Origin of the sequence: Leptospira kobayashii, from assembly GCF_003114835.2 — a bacterium.
In the GTDB taxonomy this organism is placed as follows: Bacteria; Spirochaetota; Leptospiria; order Leptospirales; family Leptospiraceae; genus Leptospira_A; species Leptospira_A kobayashii.
This window is the reverse complement of record NZ_AP025029.1, coordinates 218,780-235,049: the sequence shown is the minus strand read 5'-3', so window position 1 is coordinate 235,049 and position 16,270 is coordinate 218,780. Positions and strand designations below refer to the sequence as shown.

Annotated in this window: 14 protein-coding genes; 6 read left to right on the top strand and 8 right to left on the bottom strand. The window is 40.7% G+C overall.

What is annotated here, in order from left to right; translation table 11 throughout:
• The first annotated feature begins 101 nt into the window (after window positions 1-101).
• The gene (locus DI077_RS19350) at window positions 102-2,015 is read left to right on the top strand and encodes an O-antigen ligase family protein (RefSeq protein ID WP_135354939.1); all 1,914 of its coding nucleotides are present in this window, start codon (window positions 102-104) and stop codon (window positions 2,013-2,015) included.
• Between the two features lie 20 nt (window positions 2,016-2,035).
• Here the strand turns inward: DI077_RS19350 and DI077_RS19345 are convergent, their stop codons facing one another.
• The 4 genes from DI077_RS19345 to DI077_RS19330 all read right to left on the bottom strand — a co-directional run bounded on the left by DI077_RS19345 (window position 2,036) and on the right by DI077_RS19330 (window position 8,305).
• The gene (locus DI077_RS19345; RefSeq protein WP_109022302.1) at window positions 2,036-3,223 is read right to left on the bottom strand and encodes an AMP-binding protein; all 1,188 of its coding nucleotides are present in this window, start codon (window positions 3,221-3,223) and stop codon (window positions 2,036-2,038) included.
• 64 nt (window positions 3,224-3,287) lie between these two features.
• Complete coding sequence (locus DI077_RS19340; protein WP_109022303.1) at window positions 3,288-5,228, bottom strand: LruC domain-containing protein; 1,941 nt, start codon at window positions 5,226-5,228, stop codon at window positions 3,288-3,290.
• 169 nt (window positions 5,229-5,397) lie between these two features.
• The gene (locus tag DI077_RS19335) at window positions 5,398-7,200 is read right to left on the bottom strand and encodes an LruC domain-containing protein (protein ID WP_109022304.1); all 1,803 of its coding nucleotides are present in this window, start codon (window positions 7,198-7,200) and stop codon (window positions 5,398-5,400) included.
• Window positions 7,201-7,579: 379 nt separating this feature from the next.
• Window positions 7,580-8,305, bottom strand: coding sequence for a ubiquinone/menaquinone biosynthesis methyltransferase (locus tag DI077_RS19330; RefSeq protein ID WP_109022462.1), 726 nt, complete (start codon window positions 8,303-8,305; stop codon window positions 7,580-7,582).
• Window positions 8,306-8,321: 16 nt separating this feature from the next.
• On the opposite strand from DI077_RS19330, the gene DI077_RS19325 reads away from it, so the two are divergent.
• Both DI077_RS19325 and DI077_RS19320 read left to right on the top strand, forming a co-directional pair.
• The gene (locus tag DI077_RS19325) at window positions 8,322-8,777 is read left to right on the top strand and encodes a MotA/TolQ/ExbB proton channel family protein (RefSeq protein ID WP_109022305.1); all 456 of its coding nucleotides are present in this window, start codon (window positions 8,322-8,324) and stop codon (window positions 8,775-8,777) included.
• Window positions 8,778-8,781: 4 nt separating this feature from the next.
• The gene (locus DI077_RS19320) at window positions 8,782-9,186 is read left to right on the top strand and encodes an ExbD/TolR family protein (protein ID WP_109022306.1); all 405 of its coding nucleotides are present in this window, start codon (window positions 8,782-8,784) and stop codon (window positions 9,184-9,186) included.
• A gap of 6 nt (window positions 9,187-9,192) precedes the next feature.
• Here DI077_RS19320 and DI077_RS19315 read toward each other — a convergent pair whose 3' ends face one another.
• Together DI077_RS19315 and DI077_RS19310 are read right to left on the bottom strand one after the other, a co-directional pair.
• Window positions 9,193-11,187: a PAS domain-containing sensor histidine kinase gene (locus DI077_RS19315; RefSeq protein ID WP_109022307.1), complete on the bottom strand. Its 1,995-nt coding sequence runs from the start codon at window positions 11,185-11,187 to the stop codon at window positions 9,193-9,195.
• Window positions 11,184-12,311, bottom strand: coding sequence for a PP2C family protein-serine/threonine phosphatase (locus DI077_RS19310; RefSeq protein WP_109022308.1), 1,128 nt, complete (start codon window positions 12,309-12,311; stop codon window positions 11,184-11,186). The genes DI077_RS19315 and DI077_RS19310 overlap by 4 nt, the downstream gene beginning before the upstream one ends.
• Window positions 12,312-12,417: 106 nt before the next feature.
• Here DI077_RS19310 and dinB point away from each other — a divergent pair, with 106 nt between their 5' ends.
• The 3 genes from dinB (at window position 12,418) to DI077_RS19295 (ending at window position 15,063) form a co-directional block, all read left to right on the top strand.
• Entirely contained in the window at window positions 12,418-13,476 is a 1,059-nt protein-coding gene (dinB, locus tag DI077_RS19305) for a DNA polymerase IV (RefSeq protein ID WP_242935471.1), read from the top strand.
• Between the two features lie 10 nt (window positions 13,477-13,486).
• A complete protein-coding gene (locus tag DI077_RS19300; protein ID WP_109022310.1) occupies window positions 13,487-14,191 on the top strand; it encodes an alpha/beta hydrolase in 705 nt (234 codons plus the stop codon).
• A gap of 110 nt (window positions 14,192-14,301) precedes the next feature.
• Window positions 14,302-15,063 carry a DUF547 domain-containing protein gene (locus tag DI077_RS19295; RefSeq protein WP_109022311.1) on the top strand — a complete coding sequence of 254 codons (762 nt, stop codon included), beginning with the start codon at window positions 14,302-14,304 and terminating at the stop codon, window positions 15,061-15,063.
• A gap of 6 nt (window positions 15,064-15,069) precedes the next feature.
• Here the strand turns inward: DI077_RS19295 and DI077_RS19290 are convergent, their stop codons facing one another.
• Together DI077_RS19290 and DI077_RS19285 are read right to left on the bottom strand one after the other, a co-directional pair.
• Window positions 15,070-15,483, bottom strand: a complete 414-nt coding sequence (locus DI077_RS19290) for an OsmC family protein (protein WP_109022312.1) — start codon at window positions 15,481-15,483, stop codon at window positions 15,070-15,072.
• 88 nt (window positions 15,484-15,571) lie between these two features.
• A complete protein-coding gene (locus DI077_RS19285; RefSeq protein ID WP_109022313.1) occupies window positions 15,572-16,207 on the bottom strand; it encodes a peroxiredoxin in 636 nt (211 codons plus the stop codon).
• Between the last annotated feature and the right edge of the window lie 63 nt (window positions 16,208-16,270).

Here is a 16,270-nt window from a genome sequence, read left to right as displayed (position 1 = left end):
CCTCATTACTTTTTGTTTTATACCGTTTTACCTTTCCTGTTCCTAAGAATTGGTATTTCCCCGCTTTTATTTTACAATTTTCAATCGGTTTTTCCGCACAAATGCACAGTAGGAAATCGGGAAGGATCGTTACAGCCGCTTCTGCTATTTTAATTTCCCGTTTGACTTGGTTTGTAGAACCCGGTTTACCCTTCCACCTAACCGATACCGTCGGTTTGTTTCTGGGTTCCATTCTAGGAATTTGGTTCAGAGAAGTTTTGCTTGTTTTATCGGGCAGGGCGGAAGTTGCTTTGCCCAAACAATCGGATCTGCTTGTTACTGGATGGTTTTTGAGAAATCCTCTTGCTCTCAGACAAGGTTCTATTTTTTTACAAACCCCTTTTTATTTTTTATATTGGTTGGCCATTCTGCTTTTGTGTTCTTATTTTGCAGGGTTTGGATTTTCATTTTTAGAAGGGTTAGGTACTCTTGAATTTTTTTATTATCCCAATTTCAGCTCCCGTGAGTATCTATCTTTTCCCGTTTTGATCTTAACCAGTGTCGGTTTTCCCTTACTTTATTTTTTTGCGGAAGAAAGATTTTCCGTAAATAATTCCAGGGATGGTATCGCCAAACATCTGATATTTGGGATATTCATCGGGTTTTTCATCCAGCTGGTTGTTTTATCCATCCAACAGATTTATTCTCCCGGTTTTTTATCCCAGGGATCGAATTTTTCCATCGTCGCAGGGAGGCTTCCCGGACTGTTCGTCGATTCCGGTTCTTCCTCGTGGCTGATTCCCGGAATTGCTTCTTTTTTCCTGGTACTTTCCTACCAAAAATACAAACTAACTAAAGAGAATATCTGGCGATTAATCATTGTTATATTGATTCTGACGGTGAGTATTTTAGGAATAAAACAAGCGAAGGCTTTTTGGGTGATTTGGCTTGGATTTCTTTTTATATCCTTCGTATTTGTAATCACTTCCCGCTATTTGCATTCCAAACTCAGCCTATGGATCACCAGGGTTTCGATTTTATGTTTGTTGCCTTTACTCACTGTGGCAGTTCTTTGGGGATTTTCCAAACTGAAATCTCCCGAACCGATCGCAAGCCTCGGTGCGAGATATATGAGTTTTCAATCGAAATTTTTAAAATCAAAGAATCTGAACGCATTTTATGCGTTAGATGAGAATCGTTCCGAATTGTATCGTATTTCCTGGCAGGGCTTCCAAAAAAAATTATGGTTTGGAAACGGACTTGCTTCACTTCCTGTTGTTTTGAAAGATCCTAAACTCCCTCGTACAAAACTGAATGGGGATTTGATCGATCTTCCCCCCAATTTTTTCCTGGCTTGTCTACATGATTTGGGAATTTTCGGAACGATCATTCTTTTGGGATTCGTAGGTTTATTTGTTTGGGAAAGAAATAATTATCTCAATATGTCTTTATTGTTTTTGCCGTTTTTATTCGGTATGCAAGTACAACATTGCGATGGCGCATTTATTGCCGTATTTTTACTTTTTTATCCGCTTGGTTCTATGGCGGTAGCAAACCAAATGAAACGAAATTCGAATTGGTTTCGTTATACGGTGCTCATTTTATGTTTGGGTCTGCCATTGCATTATCTGATATTCTTTTCCGGAGATTTTGTCAAATCGGGAATAGGGGCTGATTTTCGAAAAGACGAATTGGGGTTTTATCAAACCCAAGCCACCAAATTTGCAAGCGGCAATGAAAGGGAGGATGAATTTCACGGCAAAATCTGGGAATGGAAACTCAGTAAGGAACGTAGAAGCGGAGTATTTTTACTTCGGGCGAAAGAGGAAAATCTGCAGATGGAAATGATCTGGCTCAATTCCGAAAGAAGATTACTTTTAAAAACACTCATCTCCCCCCAACCAAACCGTAGTTATGTCCTGAGAGGTAGCTTTCCCCCCGGAGCGGAATTTGTAAGATTAAAATCAAAACGGCAAACCGAACTTTTTATCTCAAAAGATTATTTTGATTACAAGAATCAATTCGGATTTTTGTAATCGAAGAATTTACTTCGGAATTATTTTACCTTTTCTGAATATTTTAATAGGTATTTGACTTCCGTATAATCCGTTTTTCCATTGGGAAGTTTTGGAACTCGGTCTTTTTCCAAGAAGAGGCTAGGTATATAACTCTTTGGCATTTCCCGGTTTAGAATTTCTAACAAGTCGATAAGGCCCAGTCTTTCTTTCCATACCAAGATACATCCGAGTATGGTGTCTTCTTCCGTTTCGATGGAATCCACAGCTACTTCCGATAACAAATCCGTTGCGCCGATCAAAGTTTCGACCAGATCCAGAGAAACCCGTTTCCCATTTATCTTTGTTATACGGTCAGCTCTTCCTATATGATTCCATCCCAGATCACTCAAATCTCCCCAATCGTTTGTAGAGAAAAATCCGTCCTGATCAAGTAGGCTTTGGTTTTGCCATTCTGTTTCCAAGGTTTCTTTGTTTTGTTGCAGGCTCTTTGCCGTTTTGGACTGAAATCCGTTTTGAACGGATAGAATCTCACCTTCTTCCCAAACAGTGAGTTTTGTTTTTACTTCCGGAAGAATCAGAAAGCGGGCTTTCCAAAGTGGATTTCTGAAACCGATGGCTCCCGTTTCGGTCGATCCGTAAATTTCACGTAGCTCTACTTTGCCCTGATCCCGCAAAATTCTTGATAGGTGAACGGGAAATTTGGAGCCGGAAGACAGTATCTTTTCCGGAAGATTCGTTTCCTTTCGAATTAAATTTTGCAGAAAATTCGGATTTGTGATGAGGACCGTTTTGCCGCTCTGGGAGTGGATATCTTGAATTTCAAAAGGATCGCGGGTATAGTGGACCCTTTTATGAAGTTGTTTCGGTAAAAAATATCCCCAAATCAATCCGTATAAATGGCAAAGAGGAACTGTTGCAATCCATTGGTTTTCTTCTTCAAAATTCCAAAAGTGATCATCTGTTAGGTGTTTCCATGTCTCTGTTTCTTTTGCCAAAAGATCGGTGTTTTTTTCGATGAGTTTGGGAATTCCCGTACTTCCCGAAGTAACAATCCAGAAATGATTTTTTCGAGCTTCGGTTTGTATCGGGTGATTTGATAATAGTTTTTCAAGAGAAGTGTTTTTCCATTGGGGATCAATCAGTATGGGTTCTTTGCCTGCATCTAGGTCCTCTTCCCAAATACCATCTAGAAAATAATCCGAATCTGCAAAACGAAGTAGGCCCATAATACAAAAAAACCCTCCCCGATAGTTTTCGGGAAGGGAATCTTCGGTAGGGAAAATCTTTTAATTAGGAAGCTGCGTTCGCTTTAGGTCCTCTTTTTTTCATAAAGAATCCGAGAGCGGCACCGATTACAATCAAACTTGCTGACACTTCAAAGATGTTCTTACGAACCGCTTTGATCAGATAAGCTGAGAATCCGTTTTCTGTGTAAAAGTCTTTGATTTTTACCACATAAGTCGGATTGGTGATTTGAGTGTACCAATCTTTGTGTGAAGTTCCGTTTGATTCCGCCCAAGTGCTGAAGTAAGCATAACCTGTGCTAGATGCCTTTCTGATATCGGAACCTGCTGTAGGATGGTTGAAAACACCGGGAACAATGATCGCCCAAGGAAAACCTTTGGAGTCAATGTATGTGTCTTTTCCATTGGCACCGAAAACGTAACCGGGACGATAGATTTGTCTGTAGACATTGTTGGTTTTTTGATTGAATGCAAGGAACCAATTCAAATGACCACCAACCATGTTCTTACTCGTGTTCAAGTCGACCGGTTCTGCGAAAGTAATGGTAACATTGGAAGTCACACCTCGAACAAAGTCTTTTGCGGCAAAACTTGCACCCGGAGCAGGAGAGTTTTGTTTTCCGAAAAGAGTTTTGTCAGAACTAGGAAGGATTAGAATTCCTTTTTTAAGTTGTGCTGCAGTTAGAGTTCCGCCAGTGCAATCACCTGTAGCACCTGCTACGTATTTGGCGGCGGCGGCGCATCCTGTCCAAGCCTTATTGGAACCATCCACATAGTTTACTTGGAATGTTGCTCCCACAGGAACATCCAGAGACAGACGCAATTCATGATTGTATCCGGCTCCTTTTCCAACATGTGTAAAAATTCCTCGGATTACCTTCACTTTGTTATCCGGTGTTTTGTCCATCTCAGTAGTAAATACCGTAGTATGGTCGTTTAGATCTGCGTCACCCGCATCCGGAAATAAGTCTTCAAAAGCGATCGTATAACGACCTGATCTGGCAACGAAAGCGAGCTTCGGATCAGTTGGGAATTCGTCATATTGGTCCGCGACTCCGTCACAATCAGCGTCAACTGCTTGGACGCATCCGTTGGTTGGTTGAAAATTATTTGTATTTAAATTTGCTGTCGGAGCAACAACTACTGTTCCTGAAGATGTTCCGCCTGTAGTTGTCGGTGGAGCCGGGATTTGAACCGGAACAGTTCCTGTTACTTCTTGTACTTCTCCCGTAGTGGGATTCACACCGATCACACTGATTTGAACTTCCGTAACAGTCGGTGGAACGGAAACCGGAATGACGGCAGTTCCCTGGCTATTGGTTGTTCCTTGCCCGAGGATATTGGTTTCTCCGTTGGATTGGGTTTCAGAAACAGTCACTGGTGCATTTACAACGGGACCATTTTCATTTTCCAAATGAACTGTTACGGGAACAGTTACGTTGGTTTCAAAATTGAATCCGCCGTTTCCATTGGTTTGGTTTACCACGGTAGTAGTTGTATTATTGGTAACTGTAGTGTCCGCTACGGGAGGAGTAGTAACTACTTCAGGAGTAGGAGTTGTCGTAACCGGAGGTGTAGTTGTTTCTCCACCGGAAGTTGATCCTGATCCGGAATCACCGGAACCAGTACTTCCCGAATTATTTGTTTGGTCGGTAGAAGAAGGGGAAGAGGAGGAAGCGTTCCCAGTCGCGCTGCTGCTATCACTTGTTGAGGAGGAATCGGTTGCTGTTGATGATGGCGTTGTAGCGGCAGTATTAGTCGAGCTCGAGCTATTGTTCGCTACTTGGTTAGTGTCGGTTTCTCCCAAACTAACTACGGTGAAAGCGTCCTCGCTTGAATTACTGGTTGCTGCTGTTGTTGTCGCTGCGGGGGTTGATGCATCTCCGGATCCTCCCAAGAACGGGAAGAGAAGAAGTCCTCCTTTCTTTTTGTTCGAACAAGCGAACAAAAGCAAGGGAATCGTCATTAAGATCATCCACTTTTTCATTTTCGTTTAACCTACCTATGCTTAAGTATGACGACAATTTGCCTAAAAATTCGAATTTATTTTCGTTTTTTCTGAATTTTGTAACGTTTTTGGCTACAAACACAAAAAAAAAGGGAACTTCTTCCGAAATTCCCTTTTTTTCTGCAAATTTGCAGTAGGTCGATTGTGTTTATGCAGTCATGGAAAGAATCATCTTTCTACGGAGATAGAATCCGATACTTGCTCCGATCACAATCAATGAAATTGCCAATTCCCAAAGATGAACTCGGACGGAATCAATCAGAACGGCAGTAAACGGTTTAGGCAAATAATTGGATTTGATATCCACTACGTAGGCGGCTTGCGCCGAAGTCATCGTTTGCTCGAACCAGTTTCTGGATTTGGTTCCTTTGGAACTCGCCCATTCTTTGAAAGCAGGGTATCCTGTTTTTCCTTGGTTGTTTGGATCTAGAATGTTAGTGACTTCTCTCGGAAAATTAAAAACTCCCGGAACAATCACTCCGAAAGGAAATCCTGTAACACGATCTATGTAAAGATCATAACCGGAACTAGTTTCTGATGATTTCACAAAGCCCGGACGGAAGATCTTTTCTCCGGTTCCACTCACTCCTAAGAAGTAATTCAAGTGTCCGCCGGAAAGATTTTTCGCCGCGGCAAGATCCACAGGTTCGGAGAAAGTGATCGTAAAATTCGCAGTCATTCCCAATACGAAATTCAATGCTCCGCCTACACCGGGGGAGTTCTTGGAATTATAAAGAGTGTTCTGAGAATTGGGAAGGATGAGTATTCCTTTTTTCAATTGGGCGGAAGTCAAAGTTCCCCCCACACAATCTCCTGCATTTGATCCGGAGGCGAGCGCCAGAGAACAATTCATGGAAGAGATGGTTTGTCCGTTATTTCCTACGTAAGAAATAGCAAGATTTGCGGAAACGGGAACATCTAAGGAGAGTCTCAAATCATGATTGAATCCTGCACCTTTTCCAACATGTGTGAAAATGCCCCGAATTGCTTTTGCTTTTCCGGTAGGAGTGTAATCGATTTCAGTTGAGAATACGGTTACATGGTCGTTTAGGTCCATGTCATTGTTCGGATTTGCAGTTGCGTTTTGGATATGGGATGATTGATAATAGTCTTCCCAAGCAAGGGTGTGGCGCCCTGTTCGAGTGGTCCACCCCAGTTCCGCATCTGTCGGAAATTCGTCATCTGCATCCAATACTCCGTCGCAGTCCGAATCCAGATTTTGCAAACATCCTGCCACAGCTCCGAAATTCACAGTGCTGAGATCGATTTCCGGAGCGACTACAACTGTTCCTCCACCTCCATTATCACCACCACTTGAACCTCCGCCATTGCCGCCGGAACCGCCACCTACGTAGGATTCGGGAACTTGGATCGGAATACGGCCGGTAATCTCTTGAGCCTTGCCTGTTTTGGGATTGATGCCGTAAATCGTAACGATGACTTCGCTAACGGAGGGAAGAACCGTAATTCGAATAGTCACCAAACCGTCATTACCAGTCAGTCCTTGCGATAGGAACTGAGCGACGCCAGGAGTGGATTGGTCTTCCGAGGCTTTTACATTGATCCCGGATAAAACACCATCTTCATTGGAAACTTTGATGGTAATATAAGTGCTGATCGTATTATCCCAAAGAAAAGTGTCGTTAATCACTTGAAAATGGATATTGGAAAGTACTTCTGTCGGTCCGGTAGGAGTTGTGAAAATTCCGTCTCCCGAATTTCCGCTTCCACCGTTGCCGGTACTTCCGGAACCGGATTCGTCTCCGGTCAAAGGAACTACAGTGAAACTATCTCCTGACTCTGCTTGGGAGACAGTTGCGGGAGACGCCGGCACGGAAGCCGTTCCGCCGCCACCTAACATAAGTAAAAACAAAGGGATCCCTTTTTTCTTGGAAGAACATGATGCTTGTAAGCCTATCATGAGGGTGATAATTAATAATTTTTTTAACATGGTGATCCTCGCATGGGACGCGACATAAAATACAATCGTAATTTATTGCCTAATTACAAGATCGCAGATTTTTGGATAAAAATCAAGGGGAATCATGAAAAAAAGGACAAAAATTCAAATTGTAAAAAAATAGCATATGTATTGCAGATATGATAGAAACCGTGATCGTTTTTCCTTTGTGCCATCTAACATAAATTAAATTTGGAACTGTAATTATCCATTATGTCCATCTATCGTCTGTCAGTTTTGACATTTCTTTTGCGTATTCGTACTAAATTTTTTTTCCCAAAAGAATGAATTCATTAGCTGTTTCCCTTATGAGAAACTTGCAATGACATAAATGAAGCAGAATTGTCTTATTTAAACGTTCATCGGAGTTTTATTTTTTCGCTACATGCCCGACTGCATTTCCGAATACAAAATTAGTAAATCGAACGGAATGAAATCCAAGCTCTTCTAATATTTTTTTTAAATTTTCCTGATCGGGATAGGATTTTGCGGAATGAGGAAGGTAATCGAACATTTCATGTTTGCTTCCGTACAGCAAATACCCGAAAATAGGAACGATTTTGAAAAAATAAAAATCGGCGAAATACTTTAAAAATTTGGGTCTGACTCTTCCTACATCCAAATTGACAAAGACTCCTCCCGGTTTCAGAACCCTTTTGATTTCCGATAAACATTTTTTCAGATCGGATACATTGCGTAATCCGAAACCCATTGTAAGAATATCTACCGAATCATTTTTTAAGGACTTCAAGTTCATTGCATCACCCACTTGAAGTTTGACACGGTTGTCGAGAATCAGTTTGGTTTTTGCATAAGAAAGCATATTCTCGGAAAAATCAATACCTGTCACGGATTGAAATGATTTAACTCGCGATAGTCGAGCTGTAATGTCTCCCGTCCCGCAACAAAGATCGACTGCGATTTTCGGATCGGAAGATTCTTTGAGAGCTTCCTTTACGACCCAGTTCTTCCAGGATCTATGGAGAAAAAAACTATTCCAATCATTGAATCTATCATAGGCTTTCGCAATATGATCGAAATTCGATTTTACATATTCCGGTTTCTTTTCTGGAGAGGGGAGTTCGTATTGGTTCATAGGGGTTGTTTCTTCCATGAATTGGTCTTTTTCTGAGACGGCAAATTTCATTTTATTTATTTTATGCAGTTTTTCCATTTCTTCCGCTGCTATTTTTCTTTATTCCCTGTCCCGCATTCTCAAACTTTCCAAATTTTTGAAACAGGAGGGCACGGTTTTGCCTAAAGAAGAAGAATACGATCTGATCGGTTCTTCCATAGAGCGGGTGTTAGACTGGCTTCCTTCCTTGGCTTCCATTTCCATGTTGCTCGGGCTTTTGGGTACTGTGATGGGTATCTATACTTCTTTTGCCGAGATGCAGTCTGCCGGCAAAGCGACCATTGACGTACTTGCGGGCGGGATTAAAGACGCTTTGGTCACTACGATTTTCGGATTGGGAGTTGCGATTCCTTCCCTTTTGTTTCATCAGATTTTAGAAACCTTATTGCAAAAAACAAACGAAGTTTATTTTCAAAAGAAAATAGACCTTTAAATAGATGAAGCTGAAACGGATTCGTAAAAGAAAACAAATAGATATCAGCAGTTTAATCGATGTTCTGTTTATTCTTTTGATTTTTCTGATGGTATCGGTTCGATTTACCGAAACCAAATCTTATGTGGAATTGGATTTGCCTAAATCGGAAAACAGCAGAGTGGGTGATTTTGATTCGCAAATTGTATTGTCTTTGGATTCGAATGGGCAGTGGTATTGGAATGGGGCTGCCAAAACAAAAGAGGAATTGATCCTGGCGATTCAATCGGGAAAAGGTATTACTTCTGCTTCAAAGGTGATCCTGGAAATCGATAAATCTTCCGCCTTCGGTGATTTTTTTGAAATCGTCAATCGGTTGAAAAATAAAAATATCAACCAGATCGAAATCGCTACCAAACTACAAAAATAATATTCGTTAGTTGATTGATTGGATAAAATCGATCAGAAATTTGAATTTTCTATCTTTCGCCTTTTCTATCAGAATATCCTTGCCTTCCCAATCGGAAAGATCATCTTCCAGAACCAAGATCAATTTGGAATAGTCTTGGATGCGTATCAGATGCAAAATTTCCTTTTGTCGGTCTTCCGGAAGATTTTTTATATAAGCAAGAATCGCATTATTTTCATTAGGTTCTTCCTGCTTGATCGGTTTCAGATCGTTGGAATTCGTAGGTCCGATTGTTCTCGAAGGTAATTCGGCATCTTCGTTGATTCTGATTCTTCTGAGAGGGATTTTAAAAGAAAAAACAGACCCTTTGTTTTGTTCGCTTGTAACTCCGATCGTTCCGCCCAAAAACTCAACTAATTGATGTGATATGGCGAGACCGAGGCCTGTTCCTTCTTTGTAAGATGATCCTTGTTCCGTTTGTTGAAATGCTTCAAAGATTAAACCCAATTGGTTTTCAGGAACTCCTATTCCGGTATCCGTCACGGAAAAATGAACCAAATCAAGAGCCTGCGGGTCTTTTCCTTCCTGGATGGATATACTGAGTTTGATTTCACCCGATTCGGTGAATTTAAGGGAATTCCCAAGAAAGTTAACGAGTATTTGGCGAATTTTCTGGATATCACCGTCGTAGTATTTGCCTAAAATCGTTTTTGGGTCTTCCAAATAAAAACCAAGTCCTTTTTCCAAAAAACGATAGGCAAACATGGAGAATAAATTGTCCCAAAGCTGAACCAAAGAAAATGTTTCTTTGGATTCGGTCATTTTCCCCGCTTCTATTTTGGAAAGATCCAGTATGTCATTGATCATTCCCAAAAGATGGACTCCGTTTTCATACAATGAATGTACATAACCCTTCAGATGAGTCGGAAGATTGGGATCCTTTTCCAAAATCTGGGAGAAACCTATCACTGCATGAAGGGGAGTCCTTAATTCATGTGTGATTTTGGAAAAGAAAATGGATTTTGATTTGGTTGCAAAATTCGCTTCCTCCACTGCTTTTTGCAATTCCAGATTTTGGTGTTCAATCATTTGAGAATATTCATTTAACTTCTGTTCGGCTCTTTTTCTTTCCGTTATATCGAAAATTGTCGCCCTGCTGATTGTGAAGTTTCCATCTTTATCGTAAGATGCGGTCGAGTTTAAACTAACGATGAAAATAGTACCGTCTTTGCGGATGTATTCGTATTCGATATCCTGAACGGAACCTTCTATTTTAAAATCTTCATAGATGGAATAGTACCGGGATTTGCTTTTATCCGTGAGAATGGATTCGAATTTCATCTTACCGATGACTTCTTCTCTGGAATAACCGAGCCACTCGAGCTCAGTATCATTGATGGATACGATCATTCCTTCCGAATCCTGAGAATGGTATCCGCAAGGAGCGTTATTATAAAGATCCAATATTCTTTCGTAAGATTTAAGCAGATTTTCTTCTGCAAGTTTCCTATTCGTGATATCGTTTCCTATTGATAAAACTTGAAACGGATATCCGTAGGAGTCTTTTAAAATCCGATTGGACCAACTGATTGTTCTTCTATCCTGATTGGGAAGAAAAACATCGTATTCCTGCCGAATGAATTGTTCCGGAAGATGAAAGATGTTCCAAAGTTGGGATTTCATCACATTGACGTCTTCGGGTTTGATGTTAAAGAGATCGATGACCAGATCTTTGCCTTCTATCAGATATCTTTTGACCCCGAAAAATTCTTCCGCGTAAGGATTGATGGAATGGATGATAAAATTGGGATTCCAGCGGATGATGATCGAGTTGGCAGTATCGTAAATATCCTGGTATTGTTTTTCTTTCTCGATTAACACCCGTTCAATTTCGGTTGATTTGTCGATGTTCTTTTCGAACAGAAGGATTCTTAATTTTTTTTCCTTTCTGAATCTGATGAAATAATAAATACTTACTAAGAAGAAAAAAATCGATATGTAAACCAAAGGCAGAAAAATCATTCCAGTTCGATCACCAACATTGTCATATCATCGGCAATAGCTCCGTTTGAATATTCCAAAACCTGGTCTTGCAACGAATCCAAGAACGAAGGGCCTCTCAATTCCAAAGAGTTCTGAACCATATCGTAAAATGCTAATTCTCCCAAATATTCCTCAGCGGCATTCGGAACTTCGAACATTCCGTCCGAAAACAAAAACAATCTGTCTTTTTCCTGTAAAAATATTTCATTATTGTCGGTCATCAGTTGTGGAAACATCATAAGACAAAAACCTTTGGTACCTAGTTTGATGAGCTCATTCCCCCGAATTAGTACCATGGCATGATGTCCTGCCATTGAGTAGGATAAAAGTTTATTTTGAGCGTTGTATCTCAGGTAAATGCCGCTGATAAAATGAGTATTGATCATCGGACTAAGAGTATTGTGTATCCAATATAAACATTCGCTAGGTGAAAGAAACGCTTTATTCATGGTTTTAAAGGTGATGATCGCCATAAGGGAAACCATTGCGGCGGCAATTCCGTGACCGGTTACATCGCCGAAAAGAATATCCAGATCTCCGGAAGGAAGCAGGTCATACGTAATCAAATCGCCGCCTACCAGATCCATCGGTCTGTAAGACGAATAGATCTTGTAATCTTTGGAAGGAGGGAAGTGGAAACTAACAAGGTTTTGTTGGTTGGATCTGGCAAGCTCCAGATCTTTATGAATCGAATGCAGAAGATTGATCCTTTCTTTCTCCAATTGTTTGATTTTGATATGAGTTTGGATTCTCGCGAGAATTTCCGCTTCTTGGAAAGGTTTGGTAATATAATCGACTGCACCTGTTTCGAGACCTAAAACTATATCCTTTGTTTCATTCAGTGCGGATAAAAAAAGGATGGGTATGTTTTTGGTTTTTTCCTGTGATTGGAGTTTTTTGGCGACGTCCAAACCGCTGATCCCCGGCAACAGTATGTCCAAAAGAATAAGATCCAGTTCGAGAGCTTCCGCGAGTTCTATCGCATACTCACCGTCATACGCCACTGCGACTTCGTAGTTTTGTTTCAGAAGTATATGGGTGATGATTTCGACATTGGTCTCGTTATCATCTACGACCAGAATCTTGGAACTCGTTTGTTTCACTTCTCGAAATCTTCAGTCATTAAAAATATTTTGGCAAGATTTTTTTGAGTGAATAATCAAGAGAGTGGGATAAGTTGGAAAAGTGAGAAAAATTATCCATATCGATATGGATGCATTTTACGCTTCCGTTGAACAAAGAGATAAAAAAGAATGGAAGGGACTTCCCGTAGTAGTGGGAGGACCGCCGAATTCCAGGGCAGTGGTTTGTGCTGCGAGTTACGAAGCGAGAAAATTCGGAATCCGATCGGCTATGCCTTGTTACCAGGCGTTCAAACTTTGTCCTGAAGCGATTTTTACACCTCCTAGGTTTGATGCTTATAGAAAAGTATCTTACGAGATTAGGGAAATTTTTTCCGAATATACCGACTTAATCGAACCCTTATCTTTGGATGAAGCGTATCTGGATGTGACTGAAAATAAAAAAAACATTCCTCATGCCACAACAGTCGCAAAAGAAATCCGGGAAAAAGTTTTCCACAAAACAGATCTTACATGCTCTGCTGGGGTTTCTTCCAATAAATTTCTTGCGAAGATGGCATCCGAAAAAAACAAACCGAACGGTTTGGCCGTGATTCTGCCCGAAGATGCAGGAACATTTTTAGCGAACTTAAGTCTTTCCAAGTTTCACGGAATCGGTAAAAAAACTTTTGAAAAGATGCAAAGTATGGGTTTGCAGTTCGGAAAGGATTTGTTAACTCTCAAAGAGGAAGAATTGATTTCCCATTTCGGTAAAATGGGCAGAAGCTATTTTTATATGGCAAGAGGTTTGGATGACAGACCGGTTGTCCCTTACCGTGACCCGAAGTCAATAGGTGTGGAAACCACTTTTGAAAAGGATTCGGATGATTTTAATTTTTTATATACTGTTCTGGATGGAATTTCAAAAGAAACCGCGAGGCGTTTGGAAAAGAAAGATAAAAAGGGCAAAACTCTGACTTTAAAAATCAAATATGCGGATTTCACCAATGTTTCCAGGAGCATCACATCGGAGAGAGTTTTATTCTTGGCTTCCGATCTATTGGAACAATCTTCGTCATTACTTGCTAGTTTATGGAAAGAGTCTCCAGGACAGCCGAAGAAAGTTCGTTTGATCGGAATTTCAATTTCCAATTTGAATGGAAATAACGATTTGGAAATTGACGACGGGCAGTTAAAATTATTTTAGGAATAATTCTATGTTAGACGATATGGAAGATCAATTGGAAACGTTAGGGCCGTTGCAGGTTTTACGGGTGTCAGGTGACCCGGATGCTCCTACAATCATTTTGTTTCACGGGTATGGGGCAAGTGCGTTCGATCTTTATCCTATCCACGAGGTTCTTGCCACGGATCAAAAGTTCAATTGGATTTTTCCGCAAGGTCATTTAAAGATTCCCATCATGCCGGGTTATGATGGCAGGGCTTGGTTTCCTATTGATATGCAGGCTTTGCAAGAAGCCATGCAAAATAGAGATGCGTATTATTTTACCCATCGCAATCCGGAAGGATTGGATGTGGCAAGGCAAGCGGCTCTCTTAATGATTCAAGCATCCGGTGTTCCATGGAACCAGTTGATTTTGGGAGGATTTTCCCAGGGAGCGATGCTCGCAACTGATATAAGCTTGGTGAATGAATCGACTCCTCACGGTTTGATGCTTCTTTCCGGAACTTTAATCAAAGAGGATATCTGGCAAAGTCTTGCTCCCAAAAAGGCAAACCTCCGTTTTTTCCAAACTCACGGAGAATCCGATCCGGTATTGGGTTTTAAAAACGCCAAAAGATTGGAAAAACTTCTAAGAGATGCAGGCCTGTTAGGCGAGTTTATCGGTTTTCCGGGAGGACACGAAATACCTCAAGTGGCAATCCAGGGAATGAGCCGTTATCTGAATAGTCTCTCTTAGTCGGAAGTGACGGGAGTTATCTCTTTCGGTGGCAATTTCCGGGGATTCGGATCTGGAAAAAGCTTGCTTAAGAGATTTCTCAAAGGAGAATTTGGAAGGCGGTTTAACATATGATCCTTAGACTAGTTTGTATCATCGGCTTTTTTTTCATATCTCCTCTGTTAGTTGCCGAGGACTTCGACCAATCGCATAAGACTTGGGATACACTTTTAAAGAAACATGTCTCGGGTGGCCTTGTAAATTACAAAGGGTTTCAACAGGATTCGCAGGTATTAAACTCTTATTTGGACTCTCTTTCCAAATTGCCGGAAACCGATTATTCTAAATTCAATACTCAGGCAAAACTTGCTTTTCTAATCAATGCATACAACGCATTTACAGTTCGTTTGATTTTGGACCATTATCCCCTCAAAAGTATAACGGAAATAGGATCTCCCTTTTCCTCTTTGAACTTGGCGAGGGGAACTCCTTGGAAAAAAGAATTTTTTCAATTATTAGGCCAAACAAGAACCTTGGATTGGATCGAACACGAAAAATTGAGAAAGGATTTTAAAGAACCTAGAATTCATTTTGCAATCGTATGTGCTTCTATCGGTTGCCCGAGCTTACGTTCGGAAGCTTTTATAGAAAAGAATTTGGAATCCCAATTGCAAGATGCAAAGTTGAGCTTTTTACAAAACCCAACGAAAAACTCTTATGATAAAACTAAAAATCTTTTGAAGCTCAGTCAGATATTCAATTGGTTTAAAGATGACTTTACCAAAAAATCGACTTTGATCGAATTTCTGCAGGATGGATTTAAAGACAAAATCAGAGCGGACGCCCTGATTGAATACAATGACTATAGTTGGAAATTGAACGAGCAAAAATAATGTTCGTTAGACGATTTCGAATTCGTATGTGATGCTTGCGGTTTTTTCCAAAGTCTTTGCTACGGAGCAGTATTTTTCCAGGCTCAAGTCGATGGCTCTTTTGACTTGTTCCGTTTCAAAAGCACCCTTCACTTTGAATTTCATGTGAATTTTGCTGAATAAGGAAACCTGGTCTACTTTTTCCCTTTCCGCATCCACTTCTACGGAGTAGTCTGCGATTTCTATCTTATGTTTTTGCAAGATCATAATCACATCAATGCTACTGCAGCCTGCAAGGCCCATAATGAGTAATTCCATAGGTCTTGGTCCTCTGTTGGAACCTCCGATTTCGGGAGAAGCATCGATTGTGATTTTGTTTCCCGTTTCGTTTTCTGTTTCCAAAACATAGGGAGTACCCACTCGTTTGAGTTTAATCTTCATAATGATAAAAATTTTACGGAAGGGATTTGTGTAAAGAAAAAGAAAGGCGGTTCAAATCGGACACGCCTTTCTTTTCTATGAGTGGTTTTTATTTGTTTGGTTGCGGAGTGTAACGCAAATAAGGTTTTACGATTCTGAAACCTTTTGGAAATTTTTTCTTAGCATCTTCATCGGATACGGAAGGAACGATGATCGTATCTTCTCCGTCTTTCCAGTTTGCAGGCGTTGCTACGCTATAAACAGATGTTAGTTGGAGAGAATCGATTACACGCAAAAGCTCGTCGAAATTTCTTCCTGTGGAAGCAGGATAAGTCAAAGTCAATTTTACTTTTTTGTCTGGGCCGATTACAAATACGGAACGAACAGTCGTAGTTTCGCTTGCATTCGGGTGGATCATATCGTAAAGATTGGAAACTTTTTTATCCGAATCCGCGATGATAGGGTAGTTTACAGTCGTTTTTTGGGTTTCGTTGATATCGGAAATCCAACCTTTGTGAGAATCCACCGGGTCAACGGAAAGAGCTAAAACTTTCACATTGCGTTTTTCAAACTCAGGTTTGATTTTTGCAACATAACCGAGTTCGGTTGTACATACCGGGGTATAATCTTTAGGGTGAGAGAAGAGGATTCCCCAGCTAGTGCCAAGGTATTGGTGGAAGTCGATAGAACCTTCTGAGGTTTCGGCTTGAAAATTAGGTGCTTCGTCGCCAAGTCTGAGTGTCATGGGATGGTCTCCTGTAAGTAATTATACCAATTGTCCAAAATCCTCATTCTGATTTCAATAATT

Coding starts and splice junctions, on each gene's coding strand:
- DI077_RS19350 (WP_135354939.1), top strand. CDS start 102: ATGCACAGTAGGAAATCGGGAAGGATCGTTACAGCCGCTTCTGCTATT.
- DI077_RS19345 (WP_109022302.1), bottom strand. CDS start 3,223: ATGGGCCTACTTCGTTTTGCAGATTCGGATTATTTTCTAGATGGTATT.
- DI077_RS19340 (WP_109022303.1), bottom strand. CDS start 5,228: ATGAAAAAGTGGATGATCTTAATGACGATTCCCTTGCTTTTGTTCGCT.
- DI077_RS19335 (WP_109022304.1), bottom strand. CDS start 7,200: ATGTTAAAAAAATTATTAATTATCACCCTCATGATAGGCTTACAAGCA.
- DI077_RS19330 (WP_109022462.1), bottom strand. CDS start 8,305: ATGAACCAATACGAACTCCCCTCTCCAGAAAAGAAACCGGAATATGTA.
- DI077_RS19325 (WP_109022305.1), top strand. CDS start 8,322: ATGAATTGGTCTTTTTCTGAGACGGCAAATTTCATTTTATTTATTTTA.
- DI077_RS19320 (WP_109022306.1), top strand. CDS start 8,782: ATGAAGCTGAAACGGATTCGTAAAAGAAAACAAATAGATATCAGCAGT.
- DI077_RS19315 (WP_109022307.1), bottom strand. CDS start 11,187: ATGATTTTTCTGCCTTTGGTTTACATATCGATTTTTTTCTTCTTAGTA.
- dinB (WP_242935471.1), top strand. CDS start 12,418: ATGGATGCATTTTACGCTTCCGTTGAACAAAGAGATAAAAAAGAATGG.
- DI077_RS19300 (WP_109022310.1), top strand. CDS start 13,487: ATGTTAGACGATATGGAAGATCAATTGGAAACGTTAGGGCCGTTGCAG.
- DI077_RS19295 (WP_109022311.1), top strand. CDS start 14,302: ATGATCCTTAGACTAGTTTGTATCATCGGCTTTTTTTTCATATCTCCT.
- DI077_RS19290 (WP_109022312.1), bottom strand. CDS start 15,483: ATGAAGATTAAACTCAAACGAGTGGGTACTCCCTATGTTTTGGAAACA.
- DI077_RS19285 (WP_109022313.1), bottom strand. CDS start 16,207: ATGACACTCAGACTTGGCGACGAAGCACCTAATTTTCAAGCCGAAACC.